Source organism: Paenibacillus sp. FSL R5-0887 (genome assembly GCF_038002305.1).
Taxonomy (GTDB): Bacteria; Bacillota; Bacilli; order Paenibacillales; family Paenibacillaceae; genus Paenibacillus_AQ; species Paenibacillus_AQ odorifer.
The window spans coordinates 1,964,488-1,991,203 of sequence record NZ_JBBOCE010000002.1 but is presented as its reverse complement, the minus strand read 5'-3'; the positions used below and the strand labels follow the sequence as shown (position 1 = coordinate 1,991,203).

General features: G+C 45.8%; 24 protein-coding genes and 1 tRNA gene. 23 read left to right on the top strand and 2 right to left on the bottom strand.

Translation table 11 applies throughout. From position 1 onward, the window contains the following. Positions 1–8 precede the first annotated feature (8 nt). The 21 genes from hisA (at position 9) to MKY14_RS26505 (ending at position 23,253) form a co-directional block, all read left to right on the top strand. On the top strand, positions 9–746 hold the full coding sequence (hisA, locus tag MKY14_RS26605) for a 1-(5-phosphoribosyl)-5-[(5-phosphoribosylamino)methylideneamino]imidazole-4-carboxamide isomerase (protein WP_076126839.1): 738 nt from the start codon (positions 9–11) through the stop codon (positions 744–746). A gap of 1,090 nt (positions 747–1,836) precedes the next feature. Then, a complete protein-coding gene (hisF, locus tag MKY14_RS26600) occupies positions 1,837–2,595 on the top strand; it encodes an imidazole glycerol phosphate synthase subunit HisF (RefSeq protein ID WP_036687077.1) in 759 nt (252 codons plus the stop codon). Then, entirely contained in the window at positions 2,592–3,305 is a 714-nt protein-coding gene (gene hisIE / locus MKY14_RS26595; RefSeq protein WP_076220888.1) for a bifunctional phosphoribosyl-AMP cyclohydrolase/phosphoribosyl-ATP diphosphatase HisIE, read from the top strand. The genes hisF and hisIE overlap by 4 nt, the downstream gene beginning before the upstream one ends. A 14-nt stretch (positions 3,306–3,319) precedes the next feature. Then, positions 3,320–4,147, top strand: a complete 828-nt coding sequence (gene hisJ, locus MKY14_RS26590; protein WP_248549206.1) for a histidinol-phosphatase HisJ — start codon at positions 3,320–3,322, stop codon at positions 4,145–4,147. 26 nt (positions 4,148–4,173) lie between these two features. Next, positions 4,174–5,124 (top strand): ribose-phosphate diphosphokinase, encoded by a 951-nt coding sequence (locus tag MKY14_RS26585; protein WP_036687083.1) that lies wholly within the window; start codon positions 4,174–4,176, stop codon positions 5,122–5,124. 232 nt (positions 5,125–5,356) lie between these two features. Next, positions 5,357–7,096 carry a tetratricopeptide repeat protein gene (locus MKY14_RS26580; RefSeq protein WP_340977726.1) on the top strand — a complete coding sequence of 580 codons (1,740 nt, stop codon included), beginning with the start codon at positions 5,357–5,359 and terminating at the stop codon, positions 7,094–7,096. Between the two features lie 150 nt (positions 7,097–7,246). Continuing rightward, complete coding sequence (gene trxB / locus MKY14_RS26575) at positions 7,247–8,200, top strand: thioredoxin-disulfide reductase (protein ID WP_036687084.1); 954 nt, start codon at positions 7,247–7,249, stop codon at positions 8,198–8,200. A gap of 350 nt (positions 8,201–8,550) precedes the next feature. After that, on the top strand, positions 8,551–9,978 hold the full coding sequence (gene uxaC, locus MKY14_RS26570; RefSeq protein ID WP_076192647.1) for a glucuronate isomerase: 1,428 nt from the start codon (positions 8,551–8,553) through the stop codon (positions 9,976–9,978). Positions 9,979–10,035: 57 nt separating this feature from the next. Then, on the top strand, positions 10,036–11,040 hold the full coding sequence (locus MKY14_RS26565; protein ID WP_076105201.1) for a LacI family DNA-binding transcriptional regulator: 1,005 nt from the start codon (positions 10,036–10,038) through the stop codon (positions 11,038–11,040). A gap of 157 nt (positions 11,041–11,197) precedes the next feature. Continuing rightward, positions 11,198–12,667 carry a tagaturonate reductase gene (locus MKY14_RS26560; protein ID WP_340977724.1) on the top strand — a complete coding sequence of 490 codons (1,470 nt, stop codon included), beginning with the start codon at positions 11,198–11,200 and terminating at the stop codon, positions 12,665–12,667. Between the two features lie 33 nt (positions 12,668–12,700). Beyond that, a complete protein-coding gene (locus MKY14_RS26555; RefSeq protein WP_076192672.1) occupies positions 12,701–14,191 on the top strand; it encodes a UxaA family hydrolase in 1,491 nt (496 codons plus the stop codon). 207 nt (positions 14,192–14,398) lie between these two features. Beyond that, positions 14,399–14,623, top strand: coding sequence for a DUF1858 domain-containing protein (locus tag MKY14_RS26550; protein ID WP_076280344.1), 225 nt, complete (start codon positions 14,399–14,401; stop codon positions 14,621–14,623). Positions 14,624–14,638: 15 nt separating this feature from the next. Beyond that, entirely contained in the window at positions 14,639–15,898 is a 1,260-nt protein-coding gene (locus MKY14_RS26545; protein WP_339245657.1) for a DUF438 domain-containing protein, read from the top strand. Positions 15,899–16,107: 209 nt separating this feature from the next. Beyond that, positions 16,108–17,058 carry an ROK family glucokinase gene (locus MKY14_RS26540; RefSeq protein WP_036687097.1) on the top strand — a complete coding sequence of 317 codons (951 nt, stop codon included), beginning with the start codon at positions 16,108–16,110 and terminating at the stop codon, positions 17,056–17,058. Positions 17,059–17,104: 46 nt separating this feature from the next. Next, complete coding sequence (rapZ, locus tag MKY14_RS26535) at positions 17,105–18,004, top strand: RNase adapter RapZ (RefSeq protein ID WP_076126855.1); 900 nt, start codon at positions 17,105–17,107, stop codon at positions 18,002–18,004. A 54-nt stretch (positions 18,005–18,058) separates the two neighbouring features. Beyond that, on the top strand, positions 18,059–19,006 hold the full coding sequence (locus tag MKY14_RS26530; protein WP_169744815.1) for a gluconeogenesis factor YvcK family protein: 948 nt from the start codon (positions 18,059–18,061) through the stop codon (positions 19,004–19,006). Between the two features lie 45 nt (positions 19,007–19,051). Next, the gene (gene whiA / locus MKY14_RS26525; protein ID WP_340011724.1) at positions 19,052–19,981 is read left to right on the top strand and encodes a DNA-binding protein WhiA; all 930 of its coding nucleotides are present in this window, start codon (positions 19,052–19,054) and stop codon (positions 19,979–19,981) included. Between the two features lie 97 nt (positions 19,982–20,078). Beyond that, the gene (locus tag MKY14_RS26520) at positions 20,079–20,348 is read left to right on the top strand and encodes an HPr family phosphocarrier protein (protein ID WP_036687106.1); all 270 of its coding nucleotides are present in this window, start codon (positions 20,079–20,081) and stop codon (positions 20,346–20,348) included. A gap of 169 nt (positions 20,349–20,517) precedes the next feature. After that, the gene (locus tag MKY14_RS26515) at positions 20,518–21,273 is read left to right on the top strand and encodes an SIMPL domain-containing protein (protein ID WP_076126857.1); all 756 of its coding nucleotides are present in this window, start codon (positions 20,518–20,520) and stop codon (positions 21,271–21,273) included. 126 nt (positions 21,274–21,399) lie between these two features. Further along, a complete protein-coding gene (locus MKY14_RS26510; protein ID WP_076310089.1) occupies positions 21,400–22,503 on the top strand; it encodes a PdaC/SigV domain-containing protein in 1,104 nt (367 codons plus the stop codon). 111 nt (positions 22,504–22,614) lie between these two features. Continuing rightward, entirely contained in the window at positions 22,615–23,253 is a 639-nt protein-coding gene (locus MKY14_RS26505) for a GDSL-type esterase/lipase family protein (RefSeq protein ID WP_076186860.1), read from the top strand. A gap of 89 nt (positions 23,254–23,342) precedes the next feature. Here the strand turns inward: MKY14_RS26505 and clpP are convergent, their stop codons facing one another. Both clpP and MKY14_RS26495 read right to left on the bottom strand, forming a co-directional pair. After that, positions 23,343–23,939 carry an ATP-dependent Clp endopeptidase proteolytic subunit ClpP gene (gene clpP, locus MKY14_RS26500; RefSeq protein ID WP_036687113.1) on the bottom strand — a complete coding sequence of 199 codons (597 nt, stop codon included), beginning with the start codon at positions 23,937–23,939 and terminating at the stop codon, positions 23,343–23,345. 193 nt (positions 23,940–24,132) lie between these two features. After that, positions 24,133–24,207: transfer RNA gene (locus MKY14_RS26495), tRNA-Arg, on the bottom strand. Between the two features lie 268 nt (positions 24,208–24,475). Between MKY14_RS26495 and MKY14_RS26490 the strand changes: the two genes are divergently transcribed. Both MKY14_RS26490 and gap read left to right on the top strand, forming a co-directional pair. Beyond that, positions 24,476–25,528 carry a sugar-binding transcriptional regulator gene (locus MKY14_RS26490; protein WP_076126862.1) on the top strand — a complete coding sequence of 351 codons (1,053 nt, stop codon included), beginning with the start codon at positions 24,476–24,478 and terminating at the stop codon, positions 25,526–25,528. 113 nt (positions 25,529–25,641) lie between these two features. Beyond that, a complete protein-coding gene (gene gap / locus MKY14_RS26485) occupies positions 25,642–26,652 on the top strand; it encodes a type I glyceraldehyde-3-phosphate dehydrogenase (protein WP_036687120.1) in 1,011 nt (336 codons plus the stop codon). Positions 26,653–26,716 lie beyond the last annotated feature (64 nt).

Below are 26,716 nucleotides of genomic sequence, written 5' to 3'. Positions count from 1 at the left end.
AGCGCCAAATGTCTTCTTTTATTGTATATCCGGCGATTGATATCCGGGATGGAAAATGCGTCAGGCTGCAGCAGGGGGATTACAATCAGGAAACGATATACAATGATAGTCCACTAAAGGTGGCAAAATCATGGGAAGAGCAAGGTGGAAAGTTCATTCATTTGGTGGACTTAGATGGTGCGAAAGCGGGTCATCCTGTGAACGATGCGATTATCGGTGCTATTGCTGCTAATGCTAACGTTCCTGTGCAGGTGGGTGGCGGTCTTCGCAATCTTGCGGACGTAGAGAAATTGCTCGGACTTGGCGTTAGCCGCGTTATTATCGGTACTGCTGCGATTAATGATCATGCTTTTACCGAAGAGGTATTGGCAAAATACGGCGATAAAGTCGCGATCGGCATTGATGCGCGCAACGGTTATGTTGCGACACACGGCTGGCTGAACACCTCTGAAGTACGTGCTGAAGCTCTTGCCAAGGAATTGGCGGCAAAAGGAGCCGAGACATTCATTTACACCGACATCTCCCGCGACGGGATGATGCAGGGACCGAACGTGGACGGTATCCTGTCCATGGCGCAGGCCAGCGGTAAAACTGTGATCGCGTCCGGCGGAGTCACCAGTCTTGATGATCTGTTGCGTCTGAACGTGCACAGCGGCAGCGGTGTAGGCGGAGCTATTGTTGGCAAGGCGTTATATACGGGCAATATTGATCTTTCTGGAGCTTTGCGAGCGCTTGGGCAGAAATAGCGTTGGGCGAGCGCGCTAATTGATGAGCGGATGAACAAAAAGACGACATGAGCTAGCCAAGGAATAGTGGATTAATGAAACAGAAAGAACCAACAGTGGGTTAAAGAAATAGACTTAACAGTAACGTAGTGAACACAAATCACTACATCACCAAACTAATTAATAAACGAGCGAATGAACAAAAAGACAATAGATGAACTAGTAAATGAGCAGTGGGTTAAAGAAATAGACGTAACAGTAAATGAGTAACTAATGATAATTAAATGAACGCCCAGAGAAGCAAACTAGCAAAAGTTAAACGAACAAACCAGCAAACCAGCAAACCAGCAAACCAGCAAACCAGCAAAAGGGCTTAATAACAAAGCAACAAAAGAGCTAAAACAAACCAGCGGACCAATAAAGCAACAAACCCAACTAGCTAATGTGTTTGCACTTTGTAAAAATCTCATTACGAATGGCGTAACGAATTGGGCGCTGTTTCAACGAGGGATCCGGTGAAATTTTAATACCTGTGAAGATGGAGGTTACCCGCTAGCTAAAACCCGCTGCACAATCTGCTACAATAGGCGTAATGAGGCGGCGGGAAGGGTATTTTTCCTCGGATGATGATTTAAGTGTACTTTATACAGCTATTTTTCACATTTAGAGCTGATTAGCTAATTTAGTTGTATTTCGTGCAGCTATAACTCAGAGATGAGTTGATTTATAAGCTCATCCCCAGATTTAGTTGTACGAAATGCAGTTAAAAGAGTAGCTTGCAAAAAGGCTGATAAAATAACTGCACGTTGTGCAATTAAATACTCGTGGGCTTGCAGGTGGCGTGAGCCCTTCCGACCACATAAGGGCCAAAACCGCGGAACATGAGGGTGTTATGGATCTAGAAAGCGGCCACGAAGGGGTTAGCGATCATAGCACATGTTCAGTAGTGTGGGCTATGGTTCAGCCGGATGGGCTATGATCCGCCATGCCAACAATCAAGGTTTCCAGAGGGGGCAGGGGCCCTTGGGCTCCCCCTGGGCTAAAAGGGCTTTAGGGGTACCGACACACTTTAGGTGCTTGAAACGCTTTTTAAAGAAAGGGGGATTTCATAATGTTAGCAAAACGTATCATCCCCTGTCTTGACGTTAAGGATGGACGGGTAGTCAAAGGCGTTAACTTTGTGAATCTGCGTGATGCTGGAGATCCGGTAGAGCTAGCGGCGCTGTATGACCGTGAGGGCGCAGACGAGCTTGTGTTTCTCGATATATCGGCTTCCGTAGAAGGTAGAGCAACGATGATCGAGGTTGTGCGGCAGACCGCTGGTGAGATTGCCATTCCTTTTACAGTGGGTGGAGGGATCTCTACAACTGATGATATGAAAAGGATTCTTCGTGCAGGCGCAGATAAAATCGGCATTAATACGGCAGCCATCACTAATCCTCAGTTAATTTTGGACGGTGCTCGCCGATTTGGCTCCCAGTGTATTGTAGTAGCGATAGATGCTAAATATAATGAGGCTTTTGGGGAATGGGAAGTGTACACTCATGGTGGGCGTAAGCCCACCGGCATCCGTGCTCTGGCTTGGGCTAAAGAAGCTGAGAAGCTGGGCGCAGGCGAGATTTTGCTCACTAGCATGGATGCAGATGGCACAAAAGACGGCTTCGACCTGAAGCTAACCTCGGCAGTATGCGATTTGCTCAGTATTCCTGTGATTGCTTCTGGCGGCGCTGGGAAGAAGGAGCATTTTTACGATGTATTTACGGAAGGGAAAGCCGATGCGGGACTTGCGGCGACCATTTTTCACTATAAAGAGATTGCAATTAATGATTTAAAGGCAGATTTGAAGCAAAAAGGGGTAGAAATCCGATGAGCGAAACACAAAACAATACCACATTAAGCCAAAAAGAAGCTCTGGCAGGCATTCGCTGGAATGAAGCGGGTCTGGTGCCTGCCGTTGTTCAGGATGCTAGCAGTTTAGAGGTACTGATGGTTGCTTATATGAACTCCGAATCGTTACAGCTCTCACTGGAGAGTGGCCAGACTTGGTTTTGGAGCCGCTCGCGCAGCGAACTTTGGCATAAAGGCGGAACCTCAGGCAACACACAAGCTATTACCTCCATATCCTATGATTGTGATAGCGACACACTACTCGTGAAGGTTGTGCCTGAAGGACCAGCTTGCCATACTGGAGCTACGTCATGCTTTTTCCGTGAGATTCCTTTGAATAACCCAACAACGGATGCTTCGAAATCAGTGTCTAGTCTGACGGATGGTGAGCGTTTTGCTGTTCTTGGTGAGCTGGAGCGTGTGATTGCTGAACGGGAAGTGGAACGCCCGGAAGGCGCGTATACCACTTATCTGTTTGATAAAGGCGTGGATAAGATCCTCAAAAAGGTAGGCGAGGAAGCTTCCGAGACCATAATTGCCGCCAAAAATAAAGATAACGCCGAGCTGCGTCTTGAGGTTAGTGATCTGATCTATCATCTGTTGGTATTGCTGCAAGAGCGCAAGCTTCCACTGGATGAGATTATGGAAGAGTTGAGTACCCGTCACGAACGCCCACGCCGGGATCAGTACTAAGGGAGGACTGAGTGATGCATATTGATTACCACACGCATCATGAACGCTGTGGCCATGCCGTGGGTAAGCTTGAGGAGTATGTACAGCGCGGGATAGAGCTTGGACTTCAGCAGCTGGGATTATCCGACCACTTGCCGCTCATCCACGTAGATCCCGCCAGCTATTATCCTGAAATGGCTATGCCAATGGCTGAGCTGCCTCGTTATGTGGAGGAATGTCTAACCCTAAAGGAGCGTTACCGTGGAGTCATAGATCTGCGGGTGGGGCTGGAAGCCGATTATATCGAAGGCTATGAAGAGCAAATTCGCGAGATTTTGTCGCCGTATCCATGGGATTATCTTATAGGTTCTGTACATTTTCTTGGGGAGTGGGATATTACGGATCACCGCCAGGTTCATGGTTGGGAAGGCAAAGATGCGCTACAGGTATATCGTCTTTATTACGATGCGGTAAAGAAGTCGGCGTTATCGGGATTATATGATATTATAGGACATATGGATGTTATTAAACGGTTCGGTTATGGCCCACAAACACCGGAGGGCACGGCTGAGGTAAGGGCGCTGGAGCTAGAGACCTTAAAGGTTATAGCGGATAGCGGAATCGCCATGGAGCTGAATGCATCCGGACTTACGAAGCCTTGCGCTGAGATGTTCCCGGCCGAGCATCTGCTACAGGAGGCCCTAAAGCTCGGCATACCGCTGACATTAGGCTCCGATGCACATGATCCTGCCAAGCTGGGGGACGGGCTGCAAGAGGCGCGTAGTATGCTTTGGCAGACTGGTTTTCGTGAGCTGGCTGTATTTGAGGGACGCCGCCGTACCACTGTTCAGTTCAAACTATAATAATTTATAATCCGCAGGAGGGTATTATGCATCATCAACAATTACGTATTTTTTCCGGTTCGTCGAATCCAAAGTTAGCGGCTGATATTGCGGAGCGACTTGGTGTTGAATTGGGGCAGATAAAGCTGACCCGCTTCATGAGCGGCGAGATTTACGTGCATTACGAAGAAAGCATCCGGAACTGCGACGTATTTTTGGTGCAATCCCTTTCGCATCCCATTAATGAGATGTTCGTGGAGCTGCTGGTGATGATAGATGCTGCCAAACGGGCTTCAGCTCGTACAGTGAACATTATTGTGCCGTATTATGGATATGCTCGGCAGGAGCGGAAGTCCGCACCTCGTGAGCCGATCTCGGCTAAGATGGTGGCTGATGTGCTGACGACCGCTGGAGCAACCCGCGTAATCACCATCGATTTGCACGCAGCGGCGATTCAAGGCTTTTTCAACATTCCGGTCGATCATCTGACTGCACTCGATTTGATCAGCAGCCATTTGAAAGCCAAGGCAATGTCTGATCTGGTCATTGTTTCCCCGGATGCAGGGCGTGCGTCTATGGCCGAGAAGCTGGCGAATAAGCTGGATTCACCTTTTGCCATTATGATCAAGAAGCGCCCAGCCCATAATGAATCGGTAATCACTCATGTCATTGGTGATGTCGAGGGACGGACACCTATCATTATTGAGGATCTGATCGATACTGGGACGACCATTGTGAATGTGGTAGAAGGCCTAAAGGAGAGAGGTGCGAAGGACAGTATTGTCTGCGCGACGCACGGATTATTCTCAGGGCCCGCGCTACAGCGGCTTGACCATCCTTCTATTCAGGAAGTGGTTACGACAGATTCTATTGCACTACCTGATGACCATTCAAGTCGGTTTACAGTATTATCTGTTGCACCGATGCTTGCCCAGGCTACGCACATCATCCTTGAGGGTGGTTCAATCGATAAGCTATTTAGAGACGCGGGAATTTAATTCCCCGTCTTTTTTATTTTTTGTCAAAAAAGATGTTGTAAGCAGAGTGGTAGAGTCTTTCTCAACTTGAGATTCTCGCAGTCACATGTGGTATACTGTGTGGAGATACCCGCGCCCAATAAGGGAACGGAATAGCGATTAAGGATGGAGCTCCGGCATACCCCATAGGGCGCCGCCCTCCTATTTTTCGTTAGTATAAGGAAGCTTCTTATAAGGGAGGTGCCTTGCTTCCATGATTGAGAGAACTTCAGAGTATGAACTGGGGAATGATAATGTGATTCCTGTAACTCTGAATGCCAATTTTTTCTTTGAAAGAGCCGTTCGGTCCTTGGATCGCTTTCAATATGATAAGGCATTAAAGAATTTTCGCAAAGCTGTAGAGTACGAGCCGGAGAATCCGGTCAATCATTGCAACGTGGCTGGCGTATTATCAGAAATGGGTAATTATGAAGCGTCCAACGACATTTTAACCCATGTACTGGAGAATATTGATCCGGCAATGACGGAATGTTATTTCTATATGGCTAACAACTTCGCCAATATGGAAAGCTATGAGGAGGCAGAACGCTCACTCGTCACTTATCTCGAAGAAGATGTGAACGGTGAATTTCTGGCCGAATCGGAAGAATTGATGGAGCTGCTGCAATATGAGCTGGACCGTCCTGCTCCACTTATCCGGATTAGAAGCCGGGAAGGTGTAATAGAGCATGAGCGAGCCCGAGCACTGTTGGAGGAGGGCAAGTTTACACAAGCCGTCACTTTGCTTGAAGAGATTGTGAGCAATACGCCTGACTTCCTGGCGGCACATAACAACCTAGCCCTAGCGTATTTTTACATGGGTCGTTTTACCAAAGCTAAGGAATGTATTATGCGGGTGCTGGAGCTGGATTCCGGGAATTTGCATGCACTCTGTAACTTAGCGATCTTCCTTCAGTATGAAGGTGACCGCGGGCAACTGGATGGATTGTTACGCCTTCTGGAGACCACCATTCCGTTTCATCAGGAGCATTTGTTCAAAATGGCCACCACCATGGGGATTCTGGGACGCCATAAAACCGCCTATGGCCATTTTAGACGTCTGTTGAAGGATGAAGAGGTCGGTGGCGACGCCAGTCTCTATCATTATTGTGCGGCAGCTGCCAGCAATAGTGGCCTGTATACAGAAGCCCAGCGCTGCTGGCAGAAGGCGGCTAAGCTCGATCCGGAATCAGCTGTGCCGAGATTTTTTCTGGCTCAGCTGCAGCAGGCACAAGGGGAAGGCAAAACGCTGTCGCTGGTCAGCTACAACTATCAGCTTCCTTTTCAGGAGCAGCTGAAGCTGTGGAAGGACAACAAGGGCAGCTTTACCGAAGAGGTACGGAACAATCCGCTGCTTCGCTCTTCCTTCTTCTGGGCGCTCCGCTACGGGGATGCCAATACGAAGCTTCAGGTTACAGAAGCTCTGCGGTGGATCGAAGATGAAGAGATGTCCGAAATTCTGCAAGGACTTCTGAAGCAGCAGCCCTTGCAAGAAGAAAAGCTGCAAGAAGCGGCACTTCTTAGTCTGCAGCGGCTGATTGGAAGTGTTCCTGAAGAGAATGTGCTTCAGGAAGTCAAAGAAACCTCTTCCCCGCGTCTGAAGGGACTGCCGGAATGGAGAGAGGATTGGCAGAAAGTTATCGACCAGACCCTTAGTATGATGGATCGAAGATATGATGCAATCCACAAAAAAGATGCTGAATTACTGTGGAAGCAATTTCTGAGCAGCCTTTATCCGGATGTTCCGTTTATCCGTCATGCGAATGGCTGGTGTGCTGCCTTAGAATATCTAATCGCTAAAACGCATAACCTGCCGGTCACCTACCGTGAAGTAGCCCAGCGTTACAATGTTTCCGTTTCTATGGTCAGTCGTTATGCTCGGCGCATAGATGAGGAATGTAGTTTCGAGGGAAGTGTGAGCGACAGCCTTCCGCCATTTACCGAGAATATCTAAATCGATCATGTAGTATTTCGTAGAAACGGAGCCCTTTATATATGTCTTGCGTAACGCTAATGTTCCTTATAGGGACACCGAAGGCGTCTATGCTTGCCAAAAAAGGGCCCGTTTCTTCTAAATAAACCCTATTGTGAGGAGGCCACTGTTATGTACAAAACGATTGTGATCGGAACAGGCCCAGCCGGGCTTACTGCTGCAATTTATTTGGCACGTGCTAACCTAAACCCACTTGTGATTGAAGGTATGCAACCAGGTGGACAACTGACAACGACAACAGAAGTCGAGAACTTCCCAGGCTTTCCTGAAGGAATTCTAGGCCCGGATTTAATGGACAACATGCGCAAGCAGGCTGAACGTTTTGGGGCTGAATTTAAGAATGGTTGGGTGGATTCAGTTGATTTTTCACAGCGTCCATTTAAAGTGACTGTAGATGGATTGGGAGTATTAGAGGCGGAGTCAGTGATCATCTCAACCGGCGCATCTGCCAGATATTTAGGAATCCCCGGGGAGCAGGAGAATGTGGGCCGTGGGGTCAGCACTTGTGCTACTTGTGACGGATTCTTTTTCCGTGGCAAAAAGATTATTGTCGTCGGTGGTGGAGATTCAGCGATGGAGGAAGCCAGCTTTTTAACCCGGTTCGCTTCCAATGTAACATTGGTTCACCGTCGTGATGAGCTTAGGGCTTCGAAGATTATGCAGGCTCGCGCACGGGATAACAGTAAGGTATCGTGGGCTCTTAACCGTACACCGCTTGAGGTTACAACCGACGAGTCTGGCGTTAAGGGGCTGACGGTTCGCAACAATGAGACGGGAATTGATGAACTCATCGAAGCGGACGGAGTGTTTGTCGCGATCGGGCACACGCCGAACACCGGATTTTTAGGGGGGCAAATTACGACCGATACCAACGGCTACATTGTGGTCAACCCTGGAACGACAGAAACGAACATCCCGGGCGTATTCGCTTGTGGCGACGTGCAGGATACCCGTTATCGTCAGGCAATTTCCGCAGCGGGATCTGGCTGTATGGCAGCAATGGATGCTGAGAAGTACCTAGAGGGCACGATGGTGCATGACTGGAGCGAAACACTGGATAGTTAATTTTGCGAGAAATCGTAGTCGATGACATATAAGCAGGTTATCCTTTTTCTAAAGGGTTGCCTGCTTTTTTCAATATTGGCGGGGCCGTGTCCAGATATTAAATATGTTGTTTATTTATTACCGCTCGGAAGTTAAAATAACTGTAACAATGTCTTTATAAAAAGACTTGCGCATTTTAAAAATACGTTTACAATGAAGATATAATGTTAACGTGAACAATTTATACAAACCCTATTATAATCAATAATTTTAAGTTTAAAATATTTATTAAGAAATTGACCGATTGAATAAATGTTCACGTTAAACTTTGTGTAACTCCCATTCGAACTTAAAGGAGAGCAGCAAACCTCATGAGTAAAAAATTCATGGATGAGAACTTCCTATTGTCGAGCGAGACCGCAATTAAGCTGTTTCATCATCATGCGAAAGACATGCCCATTATCGATTATCATTGCCACCTCAGTCCAAAAGAAATTTATGAGAACAAAACGTTCAACAATATCACCGAAGCTTGGCTGTATGGCGACCATTATAAATGGAGAGTGATGCGCGCTAACGGTATAGAAGAGAAATTCATTACTGGCGATGCCAGTGATTATGATAAATTTTTAGCTTGGGCTAGAACGGTTCCGATGATTATCGGGAATCCGCTATACCATTGGACGCATCTGGAGCTGCAACGTTTCTTCGGTGTATATGAGTTGCTGAATGAAGCTAACGCACCAAAAATTTGGGATGAAGTGAATAGACAGTTACAGGGTGAAGGATACGGAGCAAGAGATTTGATCATTAAATCGAAGGTGACTACGGTTTGTACTACCGATGATCCTGTAGATAATCTGGAATATCATGAGAAAATCAGTAATCTGAGTGGATTCAATGCTAGCGTTGTGCCGGGATTCCGGCCAGATAAAGCGCTTGAAATCAACCGTCCTACCTTCCAGCCTTGGGTAGCTCAGCTAAGCGAAGTTTCGGGAATGGCTGTTAAGAATTACGGACAGTTTCTTGCAGCATTGGAGAGCAGAGTGAGATTCTTCCACGCCAGAGCCGGCCGTGTATCTGACCATGCTTTGGATGCGGTAATGTTTGAGCCTACTACCTTGGAGGAAGCTACAGCTATATTCGCTAAAGCACTTTATGAAGGCACTGTAAGTGAGAGTGAAGAAAAGAAATATAAAGGATTCACGCTAGTATTCCTCGGCAAATTGTATAACGAGCTGGATTGGGCGATGCAATTCCATATTCATGCGCTACGGAATAACAACAGCGTAATGTTCGGACGTCTCGGACCTGACACGGGTTATGATTCTATCAATGACGGCGTGATTGCTAAGCCTTTGGCGGGTCTGCTCGATGCGCTGGATCGTGAGAATGCGTTGCCTAAGACCATTTTGTACTCATTGAACCCTAATGATAATCATGTTATTGCCAGTCTAATGGGCAGCTTCCAGGGCGGCGGTATTCCAGGGAAGATTCAATTCGGAACCGCATGGTGGTACAACGATAATAAAGACGGCATGCTGGAACAGATGAAGACACTTGCTAATCTAGGCGTACTTAGCCAATTTGTTGGGATGTTAACAGACTCCAGAAGCTTTTTATCGTATACCAGACATGAGTACTTTAGAAGAATCTTGTGTGATCTAGTAGGCTCTTGGGTAGAAGCTGGAGAAGCCCCGGATGATATGGAGTTACTGGGCAGTATGATTGAGAACATCTGTTACAATAACGCTGATCATTATTTTAATTTCTCGAAACAGGCATTGGTGACTAGGTAATCGTTATGATATCCTTACATGGAAGAGCCAAACCCGTTTAATAAGGAAGGTTGACCCATGGCACCTACAATCAAGGATATCGCCAAATTGGCGAATGTATCGCATACAACTGTATCGAGAGCACTTAACAATAGTCCTCTAATTAAAGAGGTCACACGTAAAAAAATTGCCGAGATCGCTGCGCAAGTGGGTTACGTCCCTAATTACAATGCCAAAAGCCTTGTGATGCAGCGATCCTATACCATTGGTCTGTTCTTCACGAGTATTGCCAACGGCACAACTTCTGGTTTCTTCTCTGATACGATTCGTGGTGTAAATAGGGTCATAGATGTAGAGTACAATCTGTTCATCCGTGGGATCGACGATTATGCGGATTACTCCTCTATTCATCGCAAACGTTTTGATGGAATTATTCTAATGAGCCAGAGTGAAGCAGATAATAAATTCATTTACCATGTTGTCCAGCAAGGCATTCCAATCGTTGTGCTGAACCGGGAAATTGATGACCGTTCCATTATCAACATCATCTCGAACGACCGGGAAGGTGCTTATAATGCAGGCAAATACCTGATCGAAAACGGGCATCAAGACATTGCAATTATTGAAGGTGTCGAGGGCTTTAAATCCACACAGGAACGCAGAGATGGCTTTATAAAAGCTTTGATTGACCATAATATCCCTGTTCGTAATGACTACATGATAAGCGGTAGTTATGATATGCAAAGTGGATATGAGGCGATGGGCAAGCTGCTGGATCTCGAGAAGCCACCGACTGCTGTATTTTGCTCCAATGATGATATGGCGATCGGGGCTATGAAAGGCGTGTTTGAGCGAGGGCTGCAGGTGCCAAATGATATCTCTGTTGTTGGTTTTGACGACATTGGGTTTTCACTTTTTGCCAATCCTTCACTCACCACGGTCAAACGTCCTATTGAGAAGATTAGTGAGCAAGGCGCTCGCCAGCTGTTAAGCTTGGTCAAGGAACCCTCAGAAAAAGACGGGCGGATCTCGATCGAAACAGAGCTTATTGCCAGAGAATCAGTCAGGAAGTTGCAGAAGTAGAGGCTGCGCATAGCAGCCTGATCCTTTACCTTCGTAAAGGGTTGCGATCTATAATTTTCACGTGTGCATATATTTAATTAATCAGTAATATAAATATGATTTTATATAGTTTATTTAATAAGTTTATCGTGTGCATTTACTATTAGGAGGCGTTAATATGAAAAGATTAAATAGTGATAATTGGACAGCTTACAAGCAGTATCCTGAGAAGGTTCTACAATTTGGCGAAGGCAATTTCATGCGCGCCTTTGTAGATTGGCAGATTCATACCATGAATCAAAAAACGGATTTCAATGGTGGAGTGGTTGTTGTACAGCCATTGGCTAACGGACTGGCAGAAATGCTGAATGATCAGGATGGGCTGTATACCCTTTATCTGCAAGGCATTAAAGACGGAGCGGCTGTAAAAGAACACGAGGTAATTAATTGTATTACGCGGACGCTTAATCCCTATTCACAGCATGAGGAGTATATGAAGCTGGCTGAGAACCCAGAGCTGCGCTTTATCGTGTCTAATACTACTGAAGCGGGAATTGCTTTTGAAGCTGGCGACAAGTTAACCGATACGCCGCAGAGTAGTTTCCCAGGCAAGCTGACGGCCTTATTGTACAAACGTTATCAAACTTTTAATGAGGATGCTTCTAAAGGTTTTATCATCATTCCATGCGAGCTGATTGACCGGAATGGTGATGAGCTCAAAAAGGTTATTTTGAAATATGCTGAGCTGTGGAATCTTGGAGAAGGTTTTGTGAACTGGTTGAATGAAGCTAATACCTTCTGCTGCAGTCTGGTGGACCGCATTGTTCCCGGTTATCCAAGAGACAGCATTGCCGAGATTACAGAAGAGCTGGGTTATGAGGATAAGCTGGTCGTTGTCGGCGAGCAATTCCATCTTTGGGTGATTGAAGGGCCACAGTGGATTAAAAAGGAGTTCCCGGCTGAACTAGCAGGTCTTAATGTGCTGGTGGTGGATGATATGGCCCCTTATCGCACTCGTAAAGTGAGAATTTTAAACGGAGCTCATACAGCTATGACACCCGTAGCGTATTTGTACGGTATTGATACGGTTGCTGAAGCCATTGAGCACGAAGAGGTTGGGGCGTACGTGAAGTCCTTAATCTATGATGAGATTATTCCAACGCTGGATCTGCCGGCAGAGGAATTGAATTCTTTTGCAGACGCGGTATTAGAAAGATTCCTGAACCCTTATGTGCAGCATTACTTGATGAGCATTTCCCTTAATTCTATATCGAAGTTTAAGACAAGAGATCTGCCTTCTTTACTGCAATATGTAGAGGCCAAAGGACAATTGCCTGAAAAGCTTGTCTTCTCATTGAGCGCATTAATTGCCTTCTATAGAGGACGCAGAGGGGAAGAAAACATTCAACTGGCTGATGATGCGGATATTTTGGAATGGTTCGCCTCCTTATGGGGAGGATGGGATGGCACAGACACCGGGCTGCGCGCACTGGCCGTCGAAGTACTTGCCGCAACCAATCGCTGGGGCTGTGATCTGAATGAAGTGGCTGGACTTACTGACAAGGTGACAGAAGGACTGATTGCGATTGAGAAAAATGGCATGAAGCAAGCCTTAAAAGCGTTCGTGAAGAGACCGGCACACAACTAATACCCTGGAGGTGACAATGATATGATCAAGACGATGAAAGAAGTATTGCAGATTAATGAGGCTGATAATGTCGCTGTTGCACTAAAAGACTATAAAGCAGGCGACACCATTGTGATTGGTTCAAAAGAGATTAAAATTACTGAAGATATCGCTAGAGGCCATAAAATTGCACTGTCCAGCATTAGCGAAGGTGAAAACGTATTGAAATATGGTTACCCCATTGGTCATGCTATAGCGTCTATCGCGCCGGGGCAGTGGGTGCATACCCATAACACTAAGACAAACCTAACAGGGGTAGAGGAATATACCTTTGAGCAGAAGCTGACGCCGAATCCTTTTGCAGCGGAGAATTTGACCTTTAAGGGGTATCGCCGCTTTGATGGATCTGTAGGTATCCGCAATGAGCTCTGGATCGTCCCTACTGTTGGTTGTGTGAATGGAGTGGCGGAGCAGATCATCAATATTTTCAAAGCAGAGGTTGGAGATATCGCACCTTTCGATAACGTGCTCGTGCTTAAGCATAACTACGGTTGCTCCCAGCTGGGCGATGATCATGACAATACACGTACGATTCTGGCTAACGCGGTTAAACACCCGAATGCGGGCGGCGTGCTTGTGCTCGGATTGGGCTGTGAGAATAACAATTTGCATATTTTTAAAGACATGCTGGGCAGCTATGATGAGGATCGTGTGCGTTTCCTTGTCTCCCAAGAGGTTGGGAATGAGATTGAAGAAGGCGTGAAGCTGCTGAAGGAAATCTATAATAATGTCCAAGGCGATCAACGGGAAGAGGTATCACTCTCTGAGCTGAAAATCGGTCTGAAATGTGGAGGCTCCGACGGGTTATCCGGTATTACTGCGAATCCGCTCCTTGGACGTCTGTCTGATTATATGGCTGCTCAAGGCGGGACCACTGTACTGACAGAAGTACCTGAAATGTTTGGTGCCGAAAAAATTCTAATGGAACGTGCTGCGGACGAAAATATTTTCAACAAAATTGTCGATCTCATTAATGACTTTAAGCAGTATTTTATGGACTATAAACAGCCGGTATATGAAAATCCTTCTCCAGGGAATAAAGCCGGAGGAATTACTACGCTTGAGGATAAATCATTGGGTTGTACTCAAAAATCCGGGAACGCTACAGTTATGGATGTCCTCAAGTACGGGGAGCTTATCACTAATAAAGGCTTAAATCTCCTTAACGCACCTGGCAATGATCTTGTGGCTTCCTCTGCACTGGCTGCTGCTGGCTGCCAATTGGTGATCTTTACGACCGGGCGGGGAACACCATTTGGTACATTCGTGCCTACGATGAAAGTATCTACCAATACCCCATTGTATGAAGGCAAACGTCATTGGATCGATTTTAATGCAGGTGTGTTGGTGGAAGATGGTTCTCCAGATGAGGTCCTGCGCAGCTTCATAAACTATATTATTGCGGTGGCCAGCGGTGAATGGGTTAATAATGAAAAGAATAATTTCCGTGAGATCTCCATATTCAAAACAGGAGTAACGCTATAATAAATCATTAATTAATGACAAATCAGGCTGTCTCTTATGCTTTTTAAGCGTAGGGGGCAGTTTTTTTAGGTTCACAGCATACATAATCCGTCTTAAAAAGAACGATAATTGCTTTCTTTTGAATTAGTGATTGCAATCACAATGGTCCTGTACGGCCTGTGCTAATCTTTTATTGAGAATAGTTCTCACATAAAGGAGAAGAGTCAGATGGAAAAAGTGCTGAGTTTGGATGAATCTATATTCGAGATGGTATCACGGCATCCGGAGGTCATCGAGATTATGGTAGAGCTGGGCTTTAAGGATATTGCCAAGCCTGGCATGCTGCAGACTGCTGGCCGTTTCATGACCTTATCCAAAGGAATTAAGCTGAAAAAAATGGATCTCGAGCACGTGAAGCAAACTTTTGAACGTCATGGTTTCGAGATTATTTAATAAAGGAGTGTTAATATGAGCGAACTGATTAACAACCGTGAAGTTGATGTGCCGGAACAGACTCGTCGCCAGGCTATGCTTAAGGAGATTATTAAAGAGCTGCATGCAGGGAAAAGTGTAGAAGAGGTTAAGGCGCGATTCGCCGAAGCTGTGGGTGATGTTACCGTAGCGGAGATTTCCGCGATGGAGCATTCATTAATGACCGAAGAAGGAATTCCGGTATCCGAGGTCCAACGTCTTTGTTCGGTGCATACAGCCATTTTTAAAGGCTCTATTGAGCAAATTCACCGCTCGTCCCAGCCCGAGGAGCAGCCAGGCCATCCAGTACACACCTTCAAATTGGAGAATCGTGAGATCGAAAAACTTGTTAACTTCCGCATGGATCTGCACGCAACAAAGTTTCAAAAGAATGATAGTGAGGAACTGATCTTCAAATTGTTGGAGGATCTTAGCTTGCTGCTGGATCTTGATAAACACTATAGCCGAAAAGAAAATCTGCTGTTCCCATACCTCGAAAAATACGGCATTTATGGCCCAACCAAGGTAATGTGGGGAGTGGATGATAATATCCGCCGTATGATTAAAGAGGCAAAAGCTGCGCTCAGCACTTATAGCGGAAACGCAGCAGAAATAGGCATTCAGCTTGAGGAGATCATCAAGGAAGTTAATGAAATGATCTTTAAGGAAGAAAATATTCTATTGCCCATGGCCCTGGACAAACTGACGGAAGATGAATGGGTCAAAATCGCCCGGGAGAGTGATGAGATCGGGTTCTGCCTAACCGCACCGGAGCAGGAGTGGATCCCTGAGCGGGCCGCTGAGCCGGACGGCACAGTGCTGGAAGAAACAGAAGGAGCTACGCCGCAAGGCGGGTTCATCCGTTTTGAGACAGGGTTGTTGTCACTGCATCAGCTGGAGACCGTACTCAACCATCTTCCTGTAGATCTAACCTTCATTGATGAGAATGATGTTGTCCGATATTTTTCACACGGGAAGGAACGTATCTTTGCCCGAACTAAAGCGGTTATCGGCCGTACAGTACAGAACTGTCATCCCCCGCAAAGTGTTCATGTGGTAGAGAAGCTTTTGGAAGACTTTAAGGCAGGCCGTAAGGATGCTGAAGACTTCTGGATCAATATCAAGGATAAGTTTATCTACATCCGTTACTTCGCTGTACGAGACGAGTCAGGCCAATATATGGGCACGCTAGAGTTCACACAGAATATCGCTCCAATCCGAGCATTAGAGGGCCAAAAGCGCATTTTATCAGAATAAATCGGTGCGGTGGGTTATTTTCCAAATAATAATATAGGTACAAGACTCTCTTACTTAGGCGTAAGGGGGTCTTTTTAGAATATAATAGAGTATACTCTTAAAATAAGGAATTCCCGGGTGTGTTGTCTTTCCTTGACCACAGAGAGGGCTTCTATTATAGTTGGTACTTAGGATTAACTATTTTAGTATAAAAAAAGGTGGCTTGTTACATGTCTGAGAATATCTACGTTGGCGTGGATTTGGGTGGAACTGCAATTAAGGTTGGAATCTGTAATGCTGAAGGTACCCTGCTACATACTTATGAGGGACCTACAGGAACTGCAGAGGGTGTCGATACTGTTATCGATAATATCGAGAAGTATGTACGCCAAATTGTGGAGGATTCCCCGTACTCTTGGGATCAGCTTGCAGGTGTAGGAGCGGGTGTAGCCGGGTTCACAAATATTCGTGAAGGAATCATCATCCTTGCGCCTAACATAGGATTTAGAGATGTGCCGATCCGTTCCATTTTGGAAGATCGTTGGAACAAGCCTGTCAAAATAGACAATGATGCGAATGTGGCTGCACTGGGCGAAGCTTGGAGTGGTGCGGGACGTGGCGTTGATAACTGTGTCTGCTATACGCTTGGAACAGGTGTCGGTGGCGGAATCATTATTAATGGAAAGATTTATCAAGGCTTTGCGGGATTAGCTGGTGAGCTTGGTCATATCACAGTAGTGCCGGATCTGGAAGCTATTCAATGCGGCTGTGGCAACATGGGCTGTCTGGAAACCGTTTCCTCCGCTACAGGTATTATCCGCATGGCTAATGATGCAGTAGCTCGTGGCGATCGTACTTCCCTCTCTATGGTAGAGAAGATTGCTGCGAAAGAAGTCTTTGATGCGGCTAAGGCTGGCGATGAAGTAGCTATCCGTATAGTGAATCGTGCAGCGTACTATCTGGGTAAATCCATGGCTTCTGTTGCGGCTGTGCTTAACCCTGAAGTATTTATCGTTGGCGGCGGTGTGTCTAAGGCTGGAGATATTCTATTTGACGAGGTTCGTCGTGTGTTTGCGAAATTGACACCGGCTCCGCTTCAAACTGGTGTTTCGATTATTCCAGCTGAGCTTGGCAATGACGCAGGTATTGTTGGGGCTGCCGGCCTTTTGCTGCGTTCTTAAAAGACGGGAAGTATTCATATACTAAATCTAGGGAGGGGACGCTTTTATGACCGAATTGGACAATACCCCAACGGCTGGAGCCACCCTGATTATTATTACGGGAATGTCAGGTGCGGGGAAGACAATTGCTGTACAGAGTCTGGAAGACCTAGGGTTCTTCTGTGTCGATAATTTACCACCGGTGCTGATTCCCAAGTTCGCAGAGCTAATTGAACAGTCGAAGGGTAAGATTGCCAAGGTAGCCCTTGTAATTGACCTGCGTGGTCGAGAATTCTTCACTGCTTTGTCTGAGTCTCTTGCCTATATCAAGGATGAGTCAACCATTGGCTGTGAGATCTTGTTTTTGGATGCTACAGATTCAGTACTTGTTCAGCGTTACAAGGAAAGTCGACGTCATCATCCATTAGCACCTAAGGGGCTGCCGCTTGATGGTATCAAGCTAGAACGTAAGATGCTTGAAGAATTGAAAAATTCAGCTACGTTATGTTTAGATACCAGCAGTATGAAGCCCGTACAGCTTAAGGAGAAGATCGTTTCACGGTTTTCGCATCTAGGAAAAAGTACGCTTTCCGTCAATATTACATCCTTCGGATTTAAGTACGGTATTCCTATTGATGCAGATCTTGTCTTCGATGTCCGCTTCTTGCCTAACCCACATTATGTGGACCATCTGCGGCCTAAAACCGGCCAGGACAGTGAAGTCTACGATTATGTAATGAAGTGGCCTGAAACACAGGTGTTCCTGACCAAACTGCTCGATATGCTTCATTTTCTAATTCCGCAATATCGTAAGGAAGGTAAGTCCCAGATTATCATTGGCATTGGCTGTACGGGAGGTAAACACCGTTCCGTAGCCATTTCCGAGTATTTGGGTAAAATGCTGGGCGTTAGCGAGACGGAATCCGTAACCGTTAGTCATCGGGATTCCGAGCGTGATCGGCACTAGAGAGAAGGGGTCATAGTGGCTGAAGAACAAAGACAGCGTCCACGTATCGTCGTTATGGGCGGTGGCACGGGGTTATCTGTTATGCTTCGTGGTTTAAAAGAGAAGCCATTAGATATTACTGCTATTGTTACCGTTGCCGATGATGGGGGAAGCTCTGGTATTTTACGCAGTGAACTGCAAATGCCTCCTCCTGGGGACATCCGCAACGTATTGACAGCTATGGCTGATGTTGAGCCGCTCATGGCAGAGATTATGAGATACCGTTTCAACACGGGTGAGGGACTAGCTGGTCATAGTCTCGGCAACTTGATTCTTGCTGCGCTCACGGATATATCCGGCGATTTCGTTACGGCTGTACGGGAGCTTAGTCGATTATTCGCTGTTCGCGGCCGGGTATTGCCTGCGGCCGGTGAAGCTGTAATCCTGCATGCAGAAATGTCGGACGGCACGATTATCACGGGGGAGTCTAAAATCCCTGAAGCTGGCGGGATCATCAGACGAGTGTCCTTGGAGCCGCCAGATGTAGAACCGTTGCCCGAAGCGCTTGAGGCGATTCGGAATGCAGATGCGATCCTGCTGGGTCCTGGCAGTCTGTATACGAGCATTCTTCCCAACCTGCTTGTTCCGAAACTGGCAGAAGCGGTTGTATCTTCGAATGCTATCAAAATTTTCGTCTGCAACGTAATGACTCAGCCGGGTGAAACGGATAACTATACCGTCAGCGACCATCTTCAAGCTGTATATGATCATATCGGGATCGATTTATTCGATTATGTTATTGTTAATGACGGTGAGATTCCGGAACAGGTCCAGACGAAGTACGCCGAGAAGGGCGCGCGCCCGGTGCAGCTTGATAAAGAAGCGCTGGATGGCAATGGATACAAGGTTATAGCCGATAAACTGGTTTTATTCCGAACTTATTTGAGACATGATACCGATAAGCTTAGTCATCACATTTATCAGCTTGTGCAGGATTGGATAAACAGAAACCCTAGGGTATAACTTATAGATGAGAACGAAGTACTTATCAAGAAAGAGGTGAGACCCTTGTCTTTTGCGGCCCTTACCAAAAAAGAGCTGACGATGGTGGAGAGTGAACCCTGCTGCGAGAAGGCGGAAATGTCAGCGCTTATCCGTATGAATGGATCTGTGCAGCTTTCAAGCAAAAAGGTTATTCTCGACATTTCGACGGAGAACGCCGCGATTGCAAGGCGGGTATATTCTTTACTTAAGAAATATTACCAGGTCCATATTGAGCTACTCGTGCGTAAAAAAATGCGTTTGAAGAAAAATAACGTCTATATCGTCAGAATCCCAAACCGTGTACAAGAGATCCTAAAGGATCTTAGAATTGTGTCGGAAGGATTTATTTTTACCGATGGTATTGATGATGAGATTGTTGGGAATAACTGCTGCAAGCGTGCTTATTTGCGCGGTGCCTTTCTGGCTGGCGGATCGGTTAATAATCCGGAAGGCTCCTCCTACCATTTGGAGATTTCCTCGATGTATGAGGAACATTGTAAAGCATTAGTGGATCTGGCTGGGGAATTCCACCTAAACGCACGCTGTATTGAACGTAAAAAAGGGTTCATTCTTTACATTAAAGAAGGCGAGAAGATTATTGAATTCTTAAGTTTGATTGGAGCGCATCAGGCGCTGTTCAAATTTGAGGATGTAAGAATTATGCGCGATATGCGTAATTCCGTGAATCGGATCGTGAACTGCGAGACCGCAAATCTCAACAAAACAATAAGTGCTGCGGTGCGGCAGATTGAGAATATCAAGCTGTTGCAGCGAGAAGTGGGACTGGAGAATTTGCCGGATAAACTGCGTGAAGTAGCAGAAATTCGAATGGCGCATCCAGATATCAACCTCAAGGAGGTTGGTGAAATGCTCAAAGGTACAGTCAGTAAGTCGGGAGTAAATCATCGGCTTCGTAAGATTGATGAGCTGGCGGACAAGGTTCGAGGCGGCTAATTACTTTTTTTCTAGTGTGGTTTACGTTATAATGATATAATAATATAAAATTAATGTGAAACTTTTGGGGAGAACTCAATTAGGGGGTAAGCGTTTCATGACAAAGCACCCGGTAGTTGTTCGGTTGAAGACAGGGCTTCATGCCCGACCGGCAGCATTGTTTGTGCAAGAAGCTAACAAGTTTTCGTCGGAGATTTTCGTGGAAAAAGATGATAAAAAAGTAAATGCTAAAAGTATTATGGGGATTATGAGCCTCGCTATCAGTTCCGGCACGGAGATTTACATTAGCGCGGACGGTGCGGATGCCGATCAAGCTGTAAACGCTTTGACAAGTCTGGTCAGCAAAGAAGAGCTTGAGAACCAATAATAGGAAGACAACATCGTTTCTGCTAGGAAGACTTTATTTATCGCATGACCAAAAGCCCTTCGGGGCTTTTTTTAATACCAAAAAATAGATGGAGAACGTGCAACATTTACCAAAATGACTCGTCTAGAGGATAATAACAAATCACAAGAAATGAAAGGGGCTGGCAAATATGAAAGGTTTATTGAAGAAAATTGGTTCAGTGATGATCGTAGGGAGTTTGTTAATTGGAGGGATCAGCATGAGTGGTGTTTTCCAAGGTCCTGCAAAGGCTTACGCAGATGAAGTGCAGAAAAATGTCGTTAGTGTAGTAGGTAAAGGCGAATTGTCCCTCAAGCCGGATATCGTATACTTGTCCATCGGTGTGGATACTACAGCCACAACTGCGCAAGAAGCGCAGAAGACCAATGCCGCTAAAATTCAGAAGATTATGACTTTACTGAAGAATACTTGGAAAATTGCAGATAAAGATATTCAAAGCACGCAGTTTTATGTGCAACCCAATTATAGTTACAGCGAAAAAGAAGGACAGCAAGTGAAGGGGTACAACGCCAATCATACGCTGTTAGTGTCTTATAGAGATCTGACCAAGGTTGGTGAATTGCTGGACGCTGCATCTGCGGCAGGGGCGAATAATATCGGAAATGCACGTTTTTCTGTGGAAGATACTTCTGCATTTGAAGCTCAGGTGATTGAAAAAGCGATGGCGAATGCAGATGTTAAAGCAGGGGCTATTGCTAAGGCAGCTAAACGCAGCTTGGGTCAAGTGATCACGGTCAGCCAAAATGATGGCGATATCACTCCGGTTTATTTTGAACAGAATCTAAAAATGAATATGGCTGCAGCAGATGCTGGTGCAAGCACATCCGTGCAACCCGGAGTAGTTAAAGTTACAACTCAGCTGAGCGTGATGTATGAATTGAAATAGTATCAGAACAAGGTGAATGCAGAGAGGAGAGGTGTCTTCCACTAGTAATAGTGGGGGGGCGCCTCTTTTTTTGTGTAAGTTCTCTACGATTCTGTTTAATAAATTGGAAAGGAGAGGAAAAATAAGATGATGAATATTATTTCAAAAGAATCAGCGCGCAAATGGGGCATAGGTCTGATGTCAGCAGGTTTATTGTTTGTTGGAGGCCTACTGCCCAGCGAAACGGGTTATGCAGCAGCTAGTAAAACGGAGAATAAAGCTATTGATTCGCGTATCGTTTTAAAGGCAAACGGGATAAATTCGTTGCAGGAAGGTATTTTGAAGGAAGGACTGGCCTGGATTCCCCTAACTTTTATGCGAGATGTGTTGGGATTACCGCTTGTGTATGATAAGAAGGAAAATGCGTACATGATTGGAAAAGGATCGACCAAGGCCAAGTTGATGTTATCCAGCTACGGTACTTCTGTGTGGGTGAACAACTATTTCATTCGAGAGTATGAAGGGAAGTTAATTAATAATCGCCTCTATGTTCCATCAGGATTGTTAAATGATTATATGGGTTATAAGGTAGATTGGAGTCGGGCCGCCAGTAGGCTGAATGTGGTGAACAGACCGCAGAACGCGCTAACGGTAACCACGGAAACTTATGCTAAAGATCGGGCAGAAGCTTTTATTCAGCTTGATTATCCGAAGATCAGTGGATTGGGCAACTCCAGTGCGCAACAAGCTATTAATAATACTTTGAAGGAAAGTGTTATGAAATTCGCGGCGGGTGCAGAACAGGATATCTCCGATCGAGATGGAGCAGAGCCCAAATACACCTATGATTCAGGTTATGTAGTGACCTACAATCAGAATGGTGTGATCAGCATAGTGATGCATCAGTATAGTGATACGGGCGGCGCCCATGGAATGACTAACCGTGAAGCCTTCACCTTCTCGCTTAAGGATGGTAAACGTCTACTGTTGGGCGACCTGTTTGGAGCTAATCCAAACTACAAAAAACAGCTGAATGCAAAGCTGAGCAAGCTGCTGAAGGCAGAGGATAGTTATTTGGGAGGATTCAACGGATTGAATACGGAGAAATATTTCTATCTGAAGGACGACAAGGTTGTTCTGTTCTTCCAATTATATGAGTACACAGCGTATGCTGCAGGCTTCCCTGAGTATACTTTTAGTTTCAAAGAGCTTTTGCCGGATGGCAGTAGCCCGTTTGCTGGCATAAAATAAATGGAAATGCTTCGTCTCCGCTAATGTCGGCACAAGACATCTCCCCCTTACCAGAGTTGTCTCTTGTTCATATGCTAAAGGGAGTAACTAGTTTATGAACGGGGGAGAGCTATGGGCTACCAATATACTGCAATTGGCGATTCCTTGACGACTGGATTTGGTGCTCTGCCAGGTAACGGTTTTGTACCGGTGTACCGTAGAATGGCAGAAGGGAGACTGCGGACTACTGTAGCCTCTACGAATTTAGGCGTGAACGGAATGACTACTTCAGAGCTGGAGCAGCGGCTGCGCGGAAATTCCATGATGCGTGAGGCCGTTCGAGTAGCCGATATCATCACTGTGTCTATCGGTGGTAATGATTTGATTCACGCGGCCAAATCAGCAGCAAGACAGCAAGGCAACTTATCCGCAGAACTGCGCAGATCGCTTCAGGAATGCAAACAAAATTTCTCTGCAATTATGAATATCCTTATACAATTGAAGGCGAGGACGCGTAGACCTTTTATCATTAGAATTGTGGGATTATATAACCCCTATCCTCAGGTGGTTGGTGCGACAGAGTGGGTCAGGCAGTTTAATCAATACGCAGCACAGTACAGCAGCCGAGTATGTGGATTTGCTTCGATTTACAGTGAGTTCGCAGGAAATGAGAGAGGGCTGTTATCCATTGATCATTTGCATCCGAATGGCCGGGGTTATCGCGTAATTGCCGAGAAGCTGGATGCGCTAGGTTATGGCGGGCTGGCTTAATTGGATTTAGGTCTTCTATAAAATATAAAGAGGCTGTGCTCTAACCATAACGGATAGAGCACAGCCTCTTTATATTTTTACTTTATAGCTTACACACCGCTAGGCAATGTCTTCTCGATTACTTTATCTACGATACCGTATTCAGCCGCGTCTGCAGCAGTCATGAAGTAGTCGCGATCTGTATCCTTCTCAATACGTTCTAGAGGTTGACCCGTACGTTCTGCTAGAATACGGTTCAGCTTATCGCGCAATTTAAGGATGCGGCGGGCACGGATTTCAATGTCCGTTGCTTGACCTTGAGCACCACCCAAAGGCTGGTGGATCATGATCTCGCTGTTAGGCAGTGCGAAGCGTTTGCCTTTGGCGCCAGCGTTTAGCAGGAAAGCTCCCATGGAAGCTGCCATACCCACACAGATGGTGGAAACGTCTGGTTTAATGTACTGCATTGTATCAAAAATAGCCATACCTGCAGTAATGGAACCGCCTGGGCTATTCACGTAAAGGTGAATGTCCTTGTCAGGATCTTCGGCAGCCAAGAACAGCATTTGTGCGATGATAGAATTGGCTACCACGTCATTAACCTCCGTTCCAAGGAAAATGATGCGGTCCTTCAGCAGGCGGGAATAGATGTCATAAGCGCGCTCGCCGCGGTTGCTCTGTTCTACTACCATAGGAATATAACTCACGTGGAAAACCTCCTTGATATTGGTTCTTCAAATGTATTCATTTTTACTCTTGCCGTATTACCCACATGATAAACAAATTCAAACAAAAAGTCAAAGAAAGTCAAACTTATATTCAAAAAAAAGAGCCGACAAGCGGCTCTTTGGTTAAGTAGTAGTATAGGCACTACTAAATTATGTGCAAAAATGAAATTAATGGCGCGCCCGCCAAGAATCGAACTTGGATCTCAGGCTTCGGAGGCCTACGTCATATCCATTGGACCACGGGCGCAACAAAAATGATTATAATACAATTTTTACACAATTGCAATGTAATATTAATACTGGACAAGCGCTCTAGGGACAGGCATCGGGCGCTATATCTTTTTCTGACCTTATTAATGTATAAGAAGACAAGCGCTTGAGAATTCTACTCTCGGAAGACTTGCGCTTCGAGCAATATTTGGTTAGAATATGGGTGGGACTTAAAAAGTTTACCCGGGACGTTTTGAGACCATGAACAAGGGAATAGAGGAAGACGAAGTTGCAGGAGTGAAAGTATGCGTAATTTATTAGATATCCAAAAGCAGCTTCTGCCTGATCTCATGGAAACCCTTAAGAGACGGTACACGATTCTTCATCAGATCATGCTGTCCGATATTATTGGGCGCAGAACGCTAGCCGCTTCGCTAGATATGACTGAGCGGGTACTGCGTGCCGAGACGGATCTTCTGAAATCGCAAGGGCTTATTGAGATCGAGAGTGTTGGCATGCGCATTAGCGCTGCTGGACGTAGACTGCTTGATTTGCTAGAGCCGGTTGTTAAGAGCCTATTTGGTCTGGATGAGCTGGAAGAGAAAATTCGAGCAACGTATGGTCTGGATAAAGTTATTGTAGTACCGGGTGATTGTGAGTCATCGCCGTTCACCAAACGAGAGCTTGGCCGAGCGGGTGCGAAAGCGCTGCTGAGTATACTTCGCGCAGATGATACAGTTGCCGTCACAGGTGGATCGACGCTTGCCGATATGGCTGATCAACTGGCACCGCCGTTGTCCCTTTCCTATAAGAACGCTTGGTTTGTTCCGGCGCGTGGAGGATTAGGAGAGAGTATGGAGATTCAAGCCAACACGATTGCCTCAACAATGGCAAAGCGGGTTGGAGCCAACTACCGGTTGTTGCATGTCCCTGATTTGCTTAGCGGGGATGCATACCAATCGCTGGCACTTGACTCTAATATTGGAGAGATTGTACAAACCATCCGTAGTTCGCGTATTATTGTACATGGGATTGGGGATGCCATTGAAATGACCCGCCGCCGCAAACTGGACGAGGCTACAGTCTCGGAAATACAGGGTGAAGGGGCAGTGGCCGAATCTTTTGGCTATTATTTCAATGAAGAGGGTCAGGTTGTCCATACCATGCTTACGATGGGTCTACGTCTAGAAGATATTATCCGGACAGAGAAAGTCATCGGTATTGCAGGAGGCAAACCCAAGGCCAAAGCCATTCATGCCATGCTGCGTTTCGGGCAGGAGAATATTCTCGTCACGGACGAGGCTGCTGCAGTAGAAATAGGCAAGGAAATTGACAATCAACTACAGCTATCTTCGTAGTTTTTAGATTGCAGGCAATAACATACTTCTTGCATCATACTTAACATTGTTGTCATGACAGACCTCACCGTCTGTTTTGAATAAATAAAACGAATTCTAGGAGGAACTATTCAATGAGTGTAAAAGTTGGAATTAACGGTTTTGGACGTATTGGACGCCTTGCTTTCCGCCGTATTCAAAATGTAGAAGGTATCGAAGTGGTAGCAATCAACGACTTGACTGACGCTAAGATGCTTGCTCATTTGCTTAAATATGATACAACTCAAGGTAAATTCCAAGGTGATGTTGAAGTGCATGATGGCTTCTTCAAAGTCAATGGTAAAGAAGTTAAGGTTCTTGCTAACCGCAACCCTGAAGAATTGCCATGGGGCGACCTAGGCGTTGATATCGTACTTGAGTGCACAGGTTTCTTCACAACTAAAGAAGCAGCTGAAAAACACTTGAAAGGTGGAGCTAAGAAAGTAGTTATCTCCGCTCCAGCTACTGGCGACATGAAAACTGTCGTTTACAACGTTAACGATGACATTCTTGATGGTACTGAAACTGTTATTTCCGGCGCATCTTGCACAACTAACTGCCTAGCTCCAATGGCAAAAGTACTGAACGACAAGTTCGGTATCGTTGAAGGCTTGATGACTACAATTCATGCTTACACTGGCGACCAAAACACTTTGGATGCTCCACATGCTAAAGGTGACTTCAGACGCGCTCGTGCAGCAGCTGAGAACATCATTCCTAACACTACTGGTGCTGCTAAAGCAATCGGTCTGGTTATTCCAGAACTTAAAGGTAAATTGGATGGTGCAGCTCAACGTGTTCCAGTTGCAACTGGTTCCCTGACTGAACTTGTAACTGTTCTTGATAAGAGCGTTACTGTTGAAGAAATCAACGCAGCAATGAAAGCAGCTTCCGATCCAGACACTTATGGTTACACTGAAGATGAAATCGTATCTTCCGACATCAAAGGTATGACTTTCGGATCCCTGTTCGATGCTACACAAACTAAAGTATTGACTGTTGGCGACAAACAACTGGTTAAAACTGTTGCTTGGTATGACAATGAAATGTCCTACACTGCACAATTGGTTCGTACTTTGGAGAAATTCGCTAAAATCGCTAAGTAATTGACTTGATATAAGCAACATCTATAGAGCGGAAACAGAAATTCCTTGTTTCCGCTCTTTCTAA